Genomic DNA, 13,852 nt, shown 5'->3' with positions numbered 1-13,852 from the left:
CCCCCCCCCCCCCCGCCCGCCCCCCCGACACACCGTCAGCGGCGCCGGCGGACGTGCACGACCGTGTCGGTCCGCATGCCCGAGGTGCCGTCGGGCCAGGAGAACGGTCGGTCGAAGGGCTCGGCGACCACGACGTCCCACCCCTCCGGGTCGAGGTCCAGCTCGGCGAGCTCCTCCTCGGCGGTCAGGAAGACCACGTCGTGGCCGGGCTCGTGCGCGGCCGGCGGGGTGTGACCCGGGGGGAAGCCGAGGTGGCTGAGCACGACGAGCGACCCGCCCGGCCGGACCGCCCGCGCGGCCGCCCGCATGATCTCCCTCCGCGGGATCGTGACGGGCGAGAGCAGGTAGGACGCGGTGACCAGGTCGTATGCGCCCTCCGGGAGGCCGGTGCCGAGGTCCGCCCGGATGACGTCGATGCGGTCGGCCACCCCGCGTTCGGACGCGGCCGCCTCCGCCCGGGCGAGGGCCGTCGCGGACACGTCCACCGCGGTCACCTGCCAGCCACGCTCGGCCAGCCAGATCGCGTCGGCGCCCTCCCCGCAGCCCAGCTCGAGCGCGGTCCCGGGCGTCAGGTCGGCGACCTCGTCGACGAGCCGCTGGTTCGGCTTCGCGCTCCAGATCCGCTCGCGCTCGCAGTAACGGCGCTCCCAGAAGTCCCGCAGGTCGTCCGCCGGCGTCGACTCGGGGCGGGTCACGGCCGGCGGTGGGGGTACGTCGACGCCCAGGCGCTCCAAGGTGATCGCGGCGGCAGCCCGCACGCCGGCGGCCATGGCCACGACCACCTGGCCGCCCGGCCCGGCCGCGCCGTCGCGCCACGCGCAGTCGCCCACCGCCCAGAGGTCGGGCTCGCTGGTCCGCCCCGCGCCGTCGACGGCGCGGCACGGCCCGCGGTGCGCGCGCCCGCGCCCGGGCACGGCGGCGAGGCGCGGGACCGGCACGGCGCCGCCGACCACGCCGTCGACGGCGACCTCGGTCCCGTCGGCCAGGCGGGCGACGACGTCGCCGCCGCGCTCCATGAGCGACCGCACGTCACCCGGCGCGGCGATCACCAGGTCCTCGGTCCACCCCGACAGCATGGCGCGCTTGTGCACCGCCCCCTCGCCCTCCGCGATCACGAGCAGCCGCCGCCCGGCGTAGTCCGCGCCGTCGCAGAACGGGCAGGTGTGCGCCCGCCGGCCCCAGATCGCGGACAGCCCCTCGACCTCGGGGAGGGTGTCGCGCGCACCGGTCGCGATCACCACGACCTCGGCGTGGACCACGCGGTCCCCAGCCCGGACGACCCACCGCCCGTCGTGGCCGCGGGCGACCGCGTCCACGTGCAGGTCGGCGGTGGCGACCCGCGGGAGCGACTCGACCTCCGCGCGGCCCAGCGCCAGCAGCTCCGCCGGCGGGGTGCCGTCGCGCGTCAGCACGTTGTGGGCGTGCGCGGCCTCGGCGTTGCGGGTCGGGCCGCTGCCGATCAGCAGCACCCGGCGCTGCGCCCGCCCCAGGACCTGCGCGGCGGCCAACCCCGCGAAGCCGGCGCCCACGACCACCACCTCGAACTCCTCATCCTGCTGCACCCCTGGCTCCTCTCCTGCGACGTCCATGGCGACGACGGTAGCGATCGCGTCGCCCTTGCGGCATCATCGTTGCCACTATGGCAAAGCTCGAGGATCGCACCCGCCTGGCGCTCGCCCGCGCCCGGCAGTCCGCCGGCAAGTCGCTGTCGGAGCTGTCCGCGGAGACGGGGATCTCCGCGTCGACGCTCAGCCGCATCGAGGGGGGAGATCGACGGCTCACCGTCGACGCGCTCGAGCGGATCAGCGAGGCGCTCGGCACCACCCCGGCAGCGGTCCTCGCCGACGCGGCGCGCGAGGACCGGATCCTGATGCCGACCCCCCAGGTCGAGCTGTCCGACGGCATGACCGGGATCGTCCTCCGCGTCGAGGACGACGGGCGTGCCCTGATGCGCATCACGGTGCCGCCCCGCGGTGAGTCGACCCACACGTCGGTCCACCCCGGCACCGAGTGGTTCCACGTCCTCCGCGGTCGCGTCCGGTTGCGGGTCGGCGAGCGGCGCCTCGTCGTCGAGCCCGGCCAGACCGCGCAGTTCGCCACCAGCGAGCCGCACTCGATCGGGGGGTTCGGCGGCGAGGCCGAGGTCCTCTCCCGCTTCGAGCCCGGAGCACACCGGACCTGACCGAGGGGTCGCGCGCGGGCGGGGGACCCTCGACGTCGGCGGACCTGGCGGCCGTCCTCGCGTCGATCCCGCGCGTATCCTCCTGACGTCAGCGCCGCACGGCCGGCGCCGCGCTGGAGCCACCGACGAGGAGGCACGGTGTTCGAGGAGTTCCTTGGCGACCTGGACGCGGACTCCTCCCGCGCGGTCGCGATGATCATCGACCACGTGGCCGCGCTGGTGCCCGAGGCCGAGGAGGGCCGGAGCTACGGCCTGGCCGCCTTCATCTGGCACGACAAGCCGCTGCTCGGGTTCAACGCCACGGCGACGCACCTGTCGTTGTACCCGTTCAGCCCGGCGGCCGTCGACGCCGTCCGCCCGCAGCTGGAGGGCTTCCGGCTGTCCAAGGGCACGCTCCGGTTCACCCCGGACCGCCCCGTGCCCCTCGACGCGGTGACGACGCTGGTCCAGCGGCGCATGGAGGAGATCGCCGGCGACTGACCCGGCGTGAAGCTGACCGTGCGTCAGGCCGGGGGAGGGGGCGCCGTGGCGGGCGGTCCCAGCCGATCTCGCCGGCGGCGTCGCGCCACCCGCGACCGGAGCACGAGCGCACCGATGCCGAGGAGCAGGACCGCGCCCATCGCCACCGCGTGGGCGACCCACAGGACCAGCGTCGGCAGCAGGAACCCCACATCGGTCACCTGCCCCCGCGGGCCGACGCACACCATCGTCAGATCGGTCGCGGTGGCGCTGACCACCCGCTCGTGGCGGGCGACCACCAGGGCGTCGGGCCGGTCGTCGGGGCACAGCAGCGGGGCGGTCAGCCGCGCCTCGCCAGGCCACAGGTTCCACGTGAGCGAGCCGGTGAGGAGGACCGACGCGAACAGCAGGATCGCGACCAGCACAAGCGGGTTGGACCGGACGACGGGACCTGGTCCCGGGACCCCGGGCGCCGTCACGGGAGGTCCTCGAAGGCCAGCAGCGCGCCGTCACCGTCGAAGCGCGCCACCGCGTCGGACGGGGTCCCGTCCAGCCGCACCTCCACCGCCGTCGACGACCCCTCCCCCGCGATGACCGCCACACGGGCCACGGCGGCGGTTCCGGCCGGGACGCGGTCGAGGGCGAGGTCGACCATCGCGTCGAGCCGGTCGAGGGGCAGCGCGGCTGGGCGGACGGCGGGACCGGCGCCCGCGGCGGTGGTGGACGACTCGACCGCCCCGTCCCGCACCAGGGTGGTCCGGAGCACCCTGGGGTCCTCGGGGTCCCGGACGACCACCTCGACCCTGCCTGCTGCGGGGTCGGCCACGACGCGGTGGACGAGGGTGGCGGGGTCGTCAACGGCCAGGTCGACGGCCAGGGCCACGACGCTCTGGTCGAAGCCCCCGCCGCGCTCGTGCACGATCGCGTCGAGTCGGGCCGGGCTGATCGTGCCGATCTGGCAGCCGGCCACCGCGACGCACACCAGGATCCACCCCACCCCTGACCGTCCGCCGCGCCGCATCGCGGCAGGCTACTGCTCGTCTGCCACCTCGTGTGAGTGATCGTGCGCGGGATCGCGCGCATCGACGTGGGCCGGGCGGGGGCGTAGGGTGAGCCGCAGGTGGCCGGGCGCCGCTCGGCCGCCGTCGCGCGAGCCCGGGAGGTCCCGATGCCCAGACACCTCGTCGTCGCCAACCTGACCCTCGGCGGGCAGGCGCTCAGGGAGGTCCTCGAGCAGCGCGTGGCCGCCGGTTCGGCGCGCTTCCACCTCCTCGTCCCCGCGACGCCACCGGTCACCGGGTGGGGCGCCCACGACGAGGACACCGACACCGCCGCCGCCCGGGAGCGGCTCGAGAAGGCCATGGCGAGGGTGGAGGAGCTCGGTGCGGAGGAGGTGACGGGGGAGACCCGTCCGGCCCGCCCCGTCGACGTGATCGGCGACGTGCTCCGCGAGCAGGCGGACGACCCCTTCGACGAGATCATCCTGTCGACCCTTCCGGCCGGCCCGTCCCGCTGGTTGGCGATGGACCTGCCCCGTCGCGTGGCGCGCGCCCACGCGATCCCGCTCACCCACGTCGAGGGGCCGCCGGAGTAGCGGACGGGGCCCCGGGCTCTGCCGCCGGGTCCGGCGCCGGCGCCAGGGTCGCCTCGACCGTGATGACGTCGGCGCCCTCGGCCATGCGCACGCGCACGGTCCCCGCGTACCCGTACCCCGTCACCTCCCAGGCCTGGTCGCCGGAGACGGCGGTGCCACCATCCGCCATGACGCCCCCGGACGACCCGCTGACCGACCAGCGACCGGGCACCCCCTGCTGGAGGCCGTCGGCGTAGACGTCCGCCACCGCCTCGTAGCCGCGGTCGGCCGCGACCTCCCAGCGGGCCGACATCCCGCCGACGTCGCGGGTCACCTCGACCAGCTCGGCCCCCTCGGCGACGGGGAGCTCGGGTGGGAAGCCGTCGGGGACGTCGTAGCGCGGGGACGGGCGGAGCGCCGACGCCACCATCGCCAGGGCGGTGAGGCGGACGTAGACGTCCGGGTGGATCGATCCGTCCTCGGCCTCGATGCCGGGGAGCAGCTGCCTCGCCTCGGCGTCCAGCGCGGCGGCAGCCGCCTCGGCGTCGAAGGCCGGGCAGTCCTCGACGGCGGTCAGCGCCGACAGCTGCTCGAGGGTCCCGGGGTCCCGGTCCTCGAAGGCCGCGAGCACGTCGTCGACCTGCTGACGTGCGGCCGCGGCGCAGTCCTCGGTGGCGGCGATCGACGGACCCACGGCGGTCCGGTCGGTCCCGCCCGCGCACGCCGCGGCGACGAGGACGAGGACCAGCCACGCCCCACCCCTGCCGCGCGCACCCCCTCCACCCATGCGGTCGAGCGTACGCCGTCGGGGAGGGCCCTTGACGGCGTCGATCGCCGGAGGGTCATGAGTGTGCGACGCCCAGCCGCACATGGAGGGCTGTCACCTTCGTTCCGACGGGCGCAACGAAGGCGACGGACCTGTGGCCGGGACGGCCCGTCACGACCGAGGTCTGTCAGGTCCGTTCCGCTGTCGAGAACGTTTGAGACAGACCCCCGGTTCGCGGCCCCGGTTCGCGGCCCCGGTCCGCGGCCCCGGTCCGCTGGCCCGGTCAGCCCCTCCGGTCAGCCCCTCCGGTCAGCTCCGCCGTTCGGTCAGGTGGATGTCCACGGTCTCGCCGGCGTCCTTGCCGATCGTGCGACGAACCTCGGCCTTGACGGGCAGCTTGTGCCGGCCGTCGCCGAGGGCCATGAACGACGACTCGAACGGCGTCCCGTCCACCGTCCCGCTGACCTTCACGAGACCGCGGGTGCCGAAGTACTCCGCGGAGCCCTCCATGATGACGTAGGTCCAGCCCCCCGGCGCGGTGCTCCTCTCCAACGTGGCGGTGAACCGCCGGTCGAGGGGGCCGGGACCCGTTGACGTGGGGTCGGTGCTGCCCATCGCGTCTCCTCCTGCGCCTGATCACGAGCGTGCACCCGTCCTGACGATCCCACCACCCCCCGATCATCGGCGCGGTTCGGTGCAGGTGCGCGGTGGGCAGGACCGGGGGATGCGCACCCCCGAACCTCCCGTGGCCGTCATCGGCGCGGGCATCGTCGGCCTGTCCACCGCCCACGCCCTGCGGGAGCGCGGCATCGAGGTCCGGGTCTACGAGCAGGGGGTGCCGGGGAACGGGCAGTCCGGCGGGCAGTCGCGGATCTTCCGGCACGCCCACGACGATCCCCGGATGGTCGCCGCGGCCGCCCGCAGCCGGCAGGTGTACGACGAGTGGGCCGCGCAGCTCGGGATCGAGGCGGTGTCCGACGACGGCGCGGTGGCGATCGGCCCGTCGGTCGAGGAACGCCTCCCGCTCCTCGAGGACGCCGGGATCGACGCCCGCCGGATCGACGCGCGGGAGCTGGCGGCGCGCATCCCCCTGCTGGCCGGCTACGACGGGCCGGCGATGCTCGACGAGCGCGGCGGCTCCATCCGCACCACCGCGGTCATCACGGCCCTCGCGGAGTCCCTGGGCGACCGGCTCGTCGCCGACGAGGTCCTCTCGGTGCGGCACGTCGACGGGGAGGTGGAGGTGCGCAGCGGCGGCCGGACCGACCGCTACCCGCACGTCGTCGTGTGCGCCGGCCGGGACACCCCGCGGCTGGTACGCGACCTGGGCCTGACCCTGCCGGTCGAGCAGGCCGCTCACGTGCGCCTGACGTTCGCCGTCGAGGGTGAGCCCCCGCCGGTCCTGGCCACCCTGCAGGACTCGAGCGGGGCATTCGGCGAGACCGGCGTCTACGCCGCGGCGGTACCCGGCCACGGTGCCTACGCGGTCGGCCTGAGCCAGACCACCGGGGTCCGCGACGACGCGAGCCTGCTCGCCCCCGACGAGCTCGCCGACCTGGCCGACCGCGCCGCTCGCTACGTCGGGCGGGCGCTGCCCGGTCTGGACCCCGACCCGATCGACGTCCGGCACTGCTGGGTGACCCGGCTGCCCTGGGGCGACGACGGGCTGGCCGTGTGGCAGGCCGACGGCGTCCTCGTCCCGGCCGGCCACAACCTCTTCAAGCAGGCACCCGGGCTCGGCCGGGCCCTGGCCGATGCGGTTGCGGGGGAGGGGTTGGCGGACGACCTCCGACCGGAGGCGCGGCTGGGTGCGTCCTGATCCCTGCCACACCCGTCACCCCCACGGCCACGAGCGCGCCGTGGACCCGACGCACCCCTGGGGGTTAGGGTCCGTCCTCGCACCCGGATAAAGGGGGACGCGGTGGTCGAGCGGTGGACGACGGTGGGGACCTACGCCAACCGGGCGATGGCCGAGGTCGGCGCCTCGGTGCTGCGCGGTGCCGACATCCGCTGCCGGGTCGTGTCCGAGGACGCGGCGGGCATCGCGACGGGGCTGGGCGCACCCGGTGCCGAGGTGCAGGTGCCGTCGTCGGAGGCGGCCGACGCGTGGGTCCTCCTCGGGGGTGACGACGTGCCCGAGCCCGACGGGGAGGACCCCGCCGGTGGTCCCGAGTCCTCGACGCTCGCCTGGGCGGCGGTGCTGACCGCGGGCGGGCTGCTGGCCGTCCTGTTCGTGTGGGAGCTCATCGCCTACCTGCGCTGATCGACGGCGTCAGCGGCGTCGACGGCGCGCGCGAACGCGGGGTGGACCCCGCGGAGGTCGATCCAGGTCGCGTCCCGCCGGAGCACCGCGGTGACCAGCAGGCGCCGCCCGCGCCACCAGCGCGGCAGGCCGACCGACACGAGCCAGACCGCGGCGCCGCCGGCCAGCACCGCGCCGGCCAGCCCGAGGACCTGCGCGAGGCTGCTCGCCCCGCCACCCGTCCCGACGCGGACGGCGACCACCGCGACGACCGCGCACGAGCCCGCACCGACGAGCGCGGTGCGCCCGCGGCGCAGGCGCCGGATCAGGTCCTCGTAGACCGCGTCGAGCACCGGCACCTCCCCGTCCACGTGGGACTGCGCGCCGCCGGCCAGCAGGAACGCGAACAGCCCGCCGAGCAGCAGCACCCCCAGCGGGCTCGGCCGCCGGGCCCTGAGCTCCATCGACGTGTCCGCCGGCCTGCCGGTGACGACGCACACCGCCGGCAGCGCCCCGTCCGCGAAGTCCCGTGCGTCGACGACGACCGTTGCCATGGCTCCCCCTGGTGCTCTCTGCCGGGAGCCTACTCCGGCTCCCTGGTCCGCCCCGCCCAGAGCACGGCCACGAAGAACAGCCCGTAGGCGGCGAACCCCACCGCGATCCCGATCAGCACGGCGGTGCCGAAGGGTTCCTCGGCGACCTCGCGCAGGGCCTGGTCCAACCCACCGCCCTGGTCCGGGTCGTGGGTCACCGCGGTCACCAGGAGGAACCACCCGACAAGGGCGAACGCCACGCCCCGCAGGACGTGCCCGACCGCGCCCAGGACCACCAGGGGGCGTCTGACCCGATCGGTGAGGTCGTCGCGCAGCACCCCGGCGAACTCCCGACGTCCGCCGGCGACGGCCAGCGCGACCCCGGTCGCCAGCACGCCGACGCCGACCGCCCCGACGAGCCAGGTCCCCGCCGGCCATGACAGCACCCGCGAGGTCGTCTGCCCGGACCCTCCCGACGACGCACCGCCGATGCCCAGGGCGATCATGACGGCGTACACCGCCAGCAGCCCGTACGCGACCGCGTGCGTCGCGAAGACGAGTCGTCGGCCGACCAGGGCCAGCCCCTCGGCCTCGTCGTCCACAACGACCACGTGCACCGCACGGATGACCGCGTAGGCCGCGAAGCCGAGCGCGACGACGAGCAGCGCGACCGTGCCGAGGGGCGCCTCCGCGACCTCCTGGAGGGCACCCGTGGCACCGGCGTCCTGCCCGCCGCCCCCTCGGGCGACGCCGAGCACCAGGCCGGCCATGACCAGGAACAGGATCCCGCGGCTCGCGTTCCCGAACCTGCCGAGCCCCTCGAGCCACCGCGGCCGCACCCCGTCGGGCAGCCGGTCGTCGACGTCAGCCACCCCTCAGAGCCAGTGGTTGTCGTGCGCGGCGAAGAAGGCCTGGATCTCGTCGTGGCCCATGTCCGCCAGGCGCGCGATGCCCTCGAAGTAGGCCTCGCGACCGGCCCCCGGGGCGAAGTGCAGCAACATGCTCGCCGCCGCGCCCGAGCTGTTCCGGAAGCCGTGGATCCCACCTTCGGGTACGTGGGCGAAGTCACCCGGCCCAGCGGGCACCCAGTCAGCCCCGTCGAAGATCTCCACCGATCCCTCGAGGACGTAGAACGACTCGGTGATCGTCCGGTGGAAGTGGGGTCCCGGCCCGCCGGACTCCGGGCCCATCTCCCAGCGGTACAGGCCGAACAACCCGTTCGTGGAGGCGCCGGTCCGCAGGTAGTGGACGCGCACGCCGGTCGGGTAGGTGAGGTCGGGTTCGGCGTCGGCCCGGCGGATGGTGGCGGAGACCTCGCCGCCGTCGCCGGTGTACACGGGATCGGGGTAGCTCATCGGCAGATCCTCCGGTCTGTCACACCCGGTGTCTACCGTGTGTCCCATGAAGGTCCTGCACACCGCCGACTGGCACGTCGGCCGCACCATCCGCGGGCGGTCCCGTGCCGACGAGCACCGCGCGGTCCTGGCGCAGCTCGTCGCCGTCGCGCGGGACGCCGACGTGGACCTCGTCGTCGTCGCCGGCGACCAGTTCGACGTTCAGGCCCCCTCGCCGGAGGCCGAGCAGATCGTCTGGCAGGCGCTCACGGACCTCGCCGAGGTCGCCCCCGTCGTCACCGTGGCCGGCAACCACGACAACGGCCGGCGGCTCGAGGCGGTCCGCGGTCTGCTGAGCGCCAACGCGATCCACGCCGTCGGGCAGGTCCGCCGTCCCGAGGACGGTGGGGTGGTGCGGATCGAGGCCGCGGACGGCACGCCCGCGAACATCGGCCTGCTGCCGTTCGTCCACCACCGCTCGGCGGTACGGGCGGTCGACCTGCTCGACCCCGACTCCGGCGACGCCGAGTACGGCGCTGCCTACGCGGGCCTCTACGCCCGCTTCGCCGCCGCCCTGACCAAGGCCATGCCGCCGGACGAGCTCAACGTCCTCGTCGGCCACGTGACGTGCTTCGGGGGCACCCGCGGAGGAGGGGAGCGGGAGGCCCACACGATCGAGCGCTACTGCGTCGACGGGCGGGCGTTCCCCCAGCAGCTCGACTACGTCGCGCTCGGGCACCTCCACGTCGCCCAGCAGGTCGGCAGCGCCCCGCCGGTCCACTACTCCGGCGCGCCGCTGATGATGGACTTCGGCGAGAGCGACAAGCCCTGCAGCGCCACGATCGTCGAGCTCCGGCCCGGCCGCCCCGCCGTCGTCGACACCGTCGGACTCGACGCCGGCCGCCCGCTCCGCACCCTCCGCGGGTCCCTCGACCAGGTCATGGCGCTCGAGACCCCCGCTGACGACCCGTGGCTGCGCATCCTCCTGACCGGCACGGTCCCCGCCGGGGTCGCCGACACCGTCCGCGACCACCTGGGGGAGGGGGTCGTCGACGTCCGCCTGGACGACCGCGACACCGCCACCGGCCAGCCGGTCGGCGACCGGGTCGGCCGGCCCCCGCAGGAGCTGTTCGCCACGTTCCTCGCCGAGCGGCAGATCACCGACCAGCGGATCGGCACCCTCTTCGCCGACCTGCTCGAGGAGGAGCTCGCCGCCGAGGGCGGGGTCGAGGAGGTCGTCGATGCGTCCGCGTGAGCTGACCGTCAGCGGCCTGACGTCGTTCACCGACCGGGTGGTGGTCGACTTCACCGACGCATCGCTGTTCGCGCTCGTCGGTCCCACCGGGGCCGGGAAGTCCTCCATCGTCGACGCGCTGACCCTGGCGCTCTACGGTCGGATCCCCCGCCTGCACGCCAACGAGATCGCGCCGGCCATCTCCACGACGGCGTCGGAGTGCACCGTCGGCCTGACCTTCACCGTCCGCCGCCAGCCCTACCGCGCGGTGCGCACGATCCGCCGCACCAAGACCGGGGCGTCGACGCTCGAGGCCGCCCTCGAGCGCCTCGACGACGACGGCCGCGTCCTGACCACGCTGGCCGGCACCGCCGACGACGTGACGCTCGAGGTCGAGGCGCTGCTCGGCCTCTCCTTCGACGAGTTCACCCGCGCCGTCGTCCTCCCCCAGGGCGAGTTCGCGAAGGTGCTGAAGGCCAAGCCGGGCGACCGGCAGAGCCTGCTCGCCCGCCTGCTCGGCACTGGCATCTACGACCGGGTGAAGCAGCGGGCCGGCGCCCACGCCCGCGCGGCGTCCGAGCGGGCCCAGCAGACCGCGCACCAGATCGCTCAGCTCGGCGACGTCAGCGCCGAGCGGATCACCGCCCTCGCCGAGCGGACGGCCGCGCTCGACACGCTGCTCGAGCGCCTCACGGTGGACACCGAGCAGCTCGCCGAGATCCGCGATCGCTCCCGCGAGGCCTCCGCCGCCGCGTCGGCGGCCGCCGACCGCGTCGCCCGGCTGTCCGCGATCGAGGCCCCTCCGGCCGAGGTCGTCGCGCTCGCCGACCAACTGGCCGAGGCCGACCGCGTGCTCGAGAAGGCCCAGGGCGCGGTCGCCGACGCCGACGCCCAGCTGGCTGAGGCCGAGGACGGCGCCCCCGATCCCGAGCGCCTCGACCAGCTGAGCCGGACCATCGCCGCGCACGACCGCACCGCCGAGCTGACCGCGGCGCGGGAGCAGGCAGAGGCGGCGCTGCCCGCCCTGCGGACCCAGATCGAGTCGCTGGCCGCCGCGCTCGCCGAGGCGGAGGGGCGTGTGGCGGAGGCGACCGCCGCGCAGGGACGTGTGCACCGCGAGCACGCCGCCGTGCAGGCCGTCGACGGGCTGGCCCCCGGCGACGACTGCCCCGTGTGCGCGACCGCGCTGACCGATGACGCGCCGGCCTTCGCCACCGACGCCGAGGCGGGGCGCACCGCCGTCGAGCAGGCTGGTCGGGCGGTGACCGAGGCCGTCCAGGCCGTGGCCGCGACCCGGACGCGCCTCGAGCGGGCCCGCACCGACCTGGCCGACGCCACCGCCACCCGCGACCGGGCCGTCGAGCGCCACAGCGCCCACCTCGAGGCCCTCGCCGGCCAGCCCGGGAAGCCCGAGGCCGAGGCGGAGCTCCACGCCGCCCGCCAGCACACCCAGCGGCTGGCCGGCCTGCGACGCGAGGCCCGGCAGGCGCGCGACGACCTCCAGCAGGCCACCAGGGCCAGACAGCGGCTGACCGAGCAGGCCGGCGGGCAGTCCCAGCGGCTCGACCGGATGCGCCTGGCCGTGGCCGAGCTCGACCCGCCGGCGCTGTCCGGCGAGGTGGTCGCGGACTGGGAGCGGCTCCACGGCTGGGCGGCCGAGGCGCTCCCGGCAGCCCGTCGCGGTGCCGAGGAGGCGGCGGCGGCCGTCACCGCCGTCCAGGCGGAGGGCACCGAGCTGCGCAGCCGGATGGAGCAGGCCTGCGCCGCCGCCGACGTCCCCACCGGCGGCGGCGACCCGCGCGACCGCGCCGTCCAGGCCCGGGCCGACGCGAACGCCGAGGTGACCCGGCTGCGGCAGGTCGCCGAGATGGTCGCCGGCCTCCGCACCGAGGAGGAGGACGCACGCGAGCAGGCCGCGGTCGGGGGCGAGCTCGCGAAGCTGCTCCGCGCCGACCAGTTCCAGAAGTGGCTGCTCGACGAGGCGACCCGGACGCTGGTCCTCGGCGCCTCCGCGCAGCTGCAGACGCTGTCGTCCGGTCGCTACGAGCTGTCCCTCGACGGACGCGGGTCGATCCAGGTGGTCGACCTGGCCAGCGCCGGCGCCACGCGCAGCGTCCGCACCCTCTCCGGGGGCGAGACGTTCCTCGCCTCCCTGGCCCTGGCCCTCAGCCTGGCCGAGCAGATCGCGACCGCGGCGACCGGCCCGGTGGCCCTCGAGTCGCTGTTCATCGACGAGGGCTTCGGGGCGCTGGACGCAGAGACCCTCGACATCGCGACCGGTGCGATCGAGACGCTCGGCGCCGGCGAGCGGACGGTCGGGGTCATCACCCACGTCGCCGACATGGCCGACCGGATGCCCATCCGCTACGTGGTCAGCCGGACCGCGGCGGGCAGCCGCGTCGAGCGGGTCGAGGCATGAGGGGGCTGCGGTGAGGTTCCGATTGGACAGCTGGCGCTCGGACTACGCCTTCCCGTACGACCTGCGCGAACCGGACCCCGACGAGCCGGACGTCGACGCCGTCGACGTGACCATCGAGGCGCCCGCCCACGACTGGGCCGCCATCCGCCCCCACCCCGACACCCCACCCTTCGAGGTGGTGCGCTTCGTCGACGGGGTGCAGTGCTCGGACGCGGTCATCTGGATCGACGATCCCGACCGCCCCCACCCCCTCCCCGGCCTCGTGGCCAGCTGGGGCGCGGGGGTCATCACGTCCCGTCCCGGGGGGGCGGAGCTCGAGCGCATCGTGATCGAGCGCGGGGTCTTCTCCGACGCCCGCAGCCTCGGGCCGATCATCGCCGGCAACCTCACCTGGCGGCCGCGGACCCCCGACACCGTCGTCGAGGGGCATGCCCCCCTGCCGTCGATCGGCGACGGCGACCCCGCGGTGCTGCGGGAGCGGCTGGGCCTCGCCCGGCGCCGGCTGGAGGCCGCGGTCGGCCAGATCGCCGAGGACGAGTCCGACTCCCTGGTGGTCCACGACGGGCTGCTGCACGCCTCGGCGCGGCCGCTCACCGCCGTCGGGCTGGCCAAGCGGGCACACCGGATCTACCTGCCCGAGCCGCTCCGTCCGCTGCAGCGCACCCTGCGGCGCGGCGAGCGGACGCCGTTGTTCGGCACCGACGCCCAGCGGCGGAAAGTGTCGTTCTACCTGGCCCTCTCCGACCCGCTGCCGCCCGCCGTCGCCGACCCCGGCTCGTGCGTGGCCCGGATCGAGCTGTCCCTCGGCCCCCGCACGACGATCGGTGCGGCGACCGCCTTCGCGGACCGGGTCGCGGCTACCCTTCCGGCGTATGCGTCCGAACCGCACGTCGACCCGCGCGCGCCGCAGAACCTGATGCCGATCCGCAGCCTCGAGGCCGAGCTCCGGCGCCTGCTGGGCGCCCCGTCCATCATCCGGCCGCTCCTCGCGTCCGAGGCCGCGATCAGCCAACCCGGGAGCACCCGACCGGGCATCAGCCAGCGCGTCGCCGCGGGGTGACCCCCCGGCCCACGGGGGCCGCCGACGACGCGTCGTCTGCGGACCGGCTG

The 13,852-nt window shown here is 75.6% G+C and carries 16 protein-coding genes; 8 read left to right on the top strand and 8 right to left on the bottom strand.

All coding sequences use genetic code 11. From position 1 onward, the window contains the following. Positions 1-35: 35 nt before the first annotated feature. The gene (locus ACEQ2X_RS22050) at positions 36-1,589 is read right to left on the bottom strand and encodes an FAD-dependent oxidoreductase (RefSeq protein ID WP_370328037.1); all 1,554 of its coding nucleotides are present in this window, start codon (positions 1,587-1,589) and stop codon (positions 36-38) included. Positions 1,590-1,639: 50 nt separating this feature from the next. Between ACEQ2X_RS22050 and ACEQ2X_RS22045 the strand changes: the two genes are divergently transcribed. Beyond that, on the top strand, positions 1,640-2,182 hold the full coding sequence (locus tag ACEQ2X_RS22045) for a helix-turn-helix domain-containing protein (protein WP_370328036.1): 543 nt from the start codon (positions 1,640-1,642) through the stop codon (positions 2,180-2,182). 138 nt (positions 2,183-2,320) lie between these two features. Further along, on the top strand, positions 2,321-2,662 hold the full coding sequence (locus tag ACEQ2X_RS22040) for an iron chaperone (RefSeq protein WP_370328035.1): 342 nt from the start codon (positions 2,321-2,323) through the stop codon (positions 2,660-2,662). 23 nt (positions 2,663-2,685) lie between these two features. Here the strand turns inward: ACEQ2X_RS22040 and ACEQ2X_RS22035 are convergent, their stop codons facing one another. Both ACEQ2X_RS22035 and ACEQ2X_RS22030 read right to left on the bottom strand, forming a co-directional pair. Then, complete coding sequence (locus tag ACEQ2X_RS22035) at positions 2,686-3,120, bottom strand: hypothetical protein (RefSeq protein ID WP_370328034.1); 435 nt, start codon at positions 3,118-3,120, stop codon at positions 2,686-2,688. Next, positions 3,117-3,662: a hypothetical protein gene (locus ACEQ2X_RS22030; protein ID WP_370328033.1), complete on the bottom strand. Its 546-nt coding sequence runs from the start codon at positions 3,660-3,662 to the stop codon at positions 3,117-3,119. The genes ACEQ2X_RS22035 and ACEQ2X_RS22030 overlap by 4 nt, the downstream gene beginning before the upstream one ends. A gap of 147 nt (positions 3,663-3,809) precedes the next feature. On the opposite strand from ACEQ2X_RS22030, the gene ACEQ2X_RS22025 reads away from it, so the two are divergent. Further along, complete coding sequence (locus ACEQ2X_RS22025) at positions 3,810-4,235, top strand: hypothetical protein (RefSeq protein ID WP_370328032.1); 426 nt, start codon at positions 3,810-3,812, stop codon at positions 4,233-4,235. On the opposite strand, the gene ACEQ2X_RS22020 is transcribed toward ACEQ2X_RS22025, so the two are convergent. Both ACEQ2X_RS22020 and ACEQ2X_RS22015 read right to left on the bottom strand, forming a co-directional pair. Then, positions 4,207-5,001 (bottom strand): hypothetical protein, encoded by a 795-nt coding sequence (locus ACEQ2X_RS22020; protein WP_370328031.1) that lies wholly within the window; start codon positions 4,999-5,001, stop codon positions 4,207-4,209. The genes ACEQ2X_RS22025 and ACEQ2X_RS22020 overlap by 29 nt on opposite strands. Positions 5,002-5,289: 288 nt before the next feature. Next, on the bottom strand, positions 5,290-5,595 hold the full coding sequence (locus ACEQ2X_RS22015) for a DUF1905 domain-containing protein (RefSeq protein ID WP_370328030.1): 306 nt from the start codon (positions 5,593-5,595) through the stop codon (positions 5,290-5,292). 109 nt (positions 5,596-5,704) lie between these two features. On the opposite strand from ACEQ2X_RS22015, the gene ACEQ2X_RS22010 reads away from it, so the two are divergent. Both ACEQ2X_RS22010 and ACEQ2X_RS22005 read left to right on the top strand, forming a co-directional pair. Further along, the gene (locus tag ACEQ2X_RS22010; RefSeq protein WP_370328029.1) at positions 5,705-6,799 is read left to right on the top strand and encodes an NAD(P)/FAD-dependent oxidoreductase; all 1,095 of its coding nucleotides are present in this window, start codon (positions 5,705-5,707) and stop codon (positions 6,797-6,799) included. 102 nt (positions 6,800-6,901) lie between these two features. Next, positions 6,902-7,243 (top strand): hypothetical protein, encoded by a 342-nt coding sequence (locus tag ACEQ2X_RS22005; protein ID WP_370328028.1) that lies wholly within the window; start codon positions 6,902-6,904, stop codon positions 7,241-7,243. On the opposite strand, the gene ACEQ2X_RS22000 is transcribed toward ACEQ2X_RS22005, so the two are convergent. The 3 genes from ACEQ2X_RS22000 to ACEQ2X_RS21990 are packed head-to-tail and all read right to left on the bottom strand — an operon-like array spanning position 7,231 to position 9,110. Continuing rightward, entirely contained in the window at positions 7,231-7,776 is a 546-nt protein-coding gene (locus ACEQ2X_RS22000) for a hypothetical protein (RefSeq protein WP_370328027.1), read from the bottom strand. The genes ACEQ2X_RS22005 and ACEQ2X_RS22000 overlap by 13 nt on opposite strands. A gap of 29 nt (positions 7,777-7,805) precedes the next feature. Then, positions 7,806-8,627 (bottom strand): DUF1206 domain-containing protein, encoded by an 822-nt coding sequence (locus ACEQ2X_RS21995; RefSeq protein ID WP_370328026.1) that lies wholly within the window; start codon positions 8,625-8,627, stop codon positions 7,806-7,808. A 3-nt stretch (positions 8,628-8,630) separates the two neighbouring features. Beyond that, on the bottom strand, positions 8,631-9,110 hold the full coding sequence (locus ACEQ2X_RS21990) for a cupin domain-containing protein (RefSeq protein ID WP_370328025.1): 480 nt from the start codon (positions 9,108-9,110) through the stop codon (positions 8,631-8,633). A gap of 46 nt (positions 9,111-9,156) precedes the next feature. Here ACEQ2X_RS21990 and ACEQ2X_RS21985 point away from each other — a divergent pair, with 46 nt between their 5' ends. From ACEQ2X_RS21985 to ACEQ2X_RS21975, 3 genes are read left to right on the top strand one after another with little or no spacing between them, the layout of a single operon-like run. After that, positions 9,157-10,344 (top strand): exonuclease SbcCD subunit D, encoded by a 1,188-nt coding sequence (locus ACEQ2X_RS21985; RefSeq protein WP_370328024.1) that lies wholly within the window; start codon positions 9,157-9,159, stop codon positions 10,342-10,344. Continuing rightward, positions 10,331-12,742: an AAA family ATPase gene (locus tag ACEQ2X_RS21980; RefSeq protein ID WP_370328023.1), complete on the top strand. Its 2,412-nt coding sequence runs from the start codon at positions 10,331-10,333 to the stop codon at positions 12,740-12,742. The genes ACEQ2X_RS21985 and ACEQ2X_RS21980 overlap by 14 nt, the downstream gene beginning before the upstream one ends. Positions 12,743-12,752: 10 nt before the next feature. Further along, positions 12,753-13,802, top strand: coding sequence for a hypothetical protein (locus ACEQ2X_RS21975; protein WP_370328022.1), 1,050 nt, complete (start codon positions 12,753-12,755; stop codon positions 13,800-13,802). Positions 13,803-13,852: the final 50 nt, after the last annotated feature.

The organism is Euzebya sp. (genome assembly GCF_964222135.1).
Lineage (GTDB): Bacteria > Actinomycetota > Nitriliruptoria > Euzebyales > Euzebyaceae > Euzebya.
The sequence above is the reverse complement of the archived record's forward strand: the minus strand, read 5'-3'. Positions and strand labels throughout refer to the sequence as shown.

What these genes read in the sequence shown, in the direction of transcription:
- ACEQ2X_RS22020 (WP_370328031.1), bottom strand. Translation starts at nt 5,001, where the DNA reads ATGGGTGGAGGGGGTGCGCGCGGCAGGGGTGGGGCGTGGCTGGTCCTC.
- ACEQ2X_RS22050 (WP_370328037.1), bottom strand. Translation starts at nt 1,589, where the DNA reads ATGGACGTCGCAGGAGAGGAGCCAGGGGTGCAGCAGGATGAGGAGTTC.
- ACEQ2X_RS21980 (WP_370328023.1), top strand. Translation starts at nt 10,331, where the DNA reads ATGCGTCCGCGTGAGCTGACCGTCAGCGGCCTGACGTCGTTCACCGAC.
- ACEQ2X_RS22025 (WP_370328032.1), top strand. Translation starts at nt 3,810, where the DNA reads ATGCCCAGACACCTCGTCGTCGCCAACCTGACCCTCGGCGGGCAGGCG.
- ACEQ2X_RS22000 (WP_370328027.1), bottom strand. Translation starts at nt 7,776, where the DNA reads ATGGCAACGGTCGTCGTCGACGCACGGGACTTCGCGGACGGGGCGCTG.
- ACEQ2X_RS22010 (WP_370328029.1), top strand. Translation starts at nt 5,705, where the DNA reads ATGCGCACCCCCGAACCTCCCGTGGCCGTCATCGGCGCGGGCATCGTC.
- ACEQ2X_RS22045 (WP_370328036.1), top strand. Translation starts at nt 1,640, where the DNA reads ATGGCAAAGCTCGAGGATCGCACCCGCCTGGCGCTCGCCCGCGCCCGG.
- ACEQ2X_RS22015 (WP_370328030.1), bottom strand. Translation starts at nt 5,595, where the DNA reads ATGGGCAGCACCGACCCCACGTCAACGGGTCCCGGCCCCCTCGACCGG.
- ACEQ2X_RS21985 (WP_370328024.1), top strand. Translation starts at nt 9,157, where the DNA reads ATGAAGGTCCTGCACACCGCCGACTGGCACGTCGGCCGCACCATCCGC.
- ACEQ2X_RS22030 (WP_370328033.1), bottom strand. Translation starts at nt 3,662, where the DNA reads ATGCGGCGCGGCGGACGGTCAGGGGTGGGGTGGATCCTGGTGTGCGTC.
- ACEQ2X_RS21990 (WP_370328025.1), bottom strand. Translation starts at nt 9,110, where the DNA reads ATGAGCTACCCCGATCCCGTGTACACCGGCGACGGCGGCGAGGTCTCC.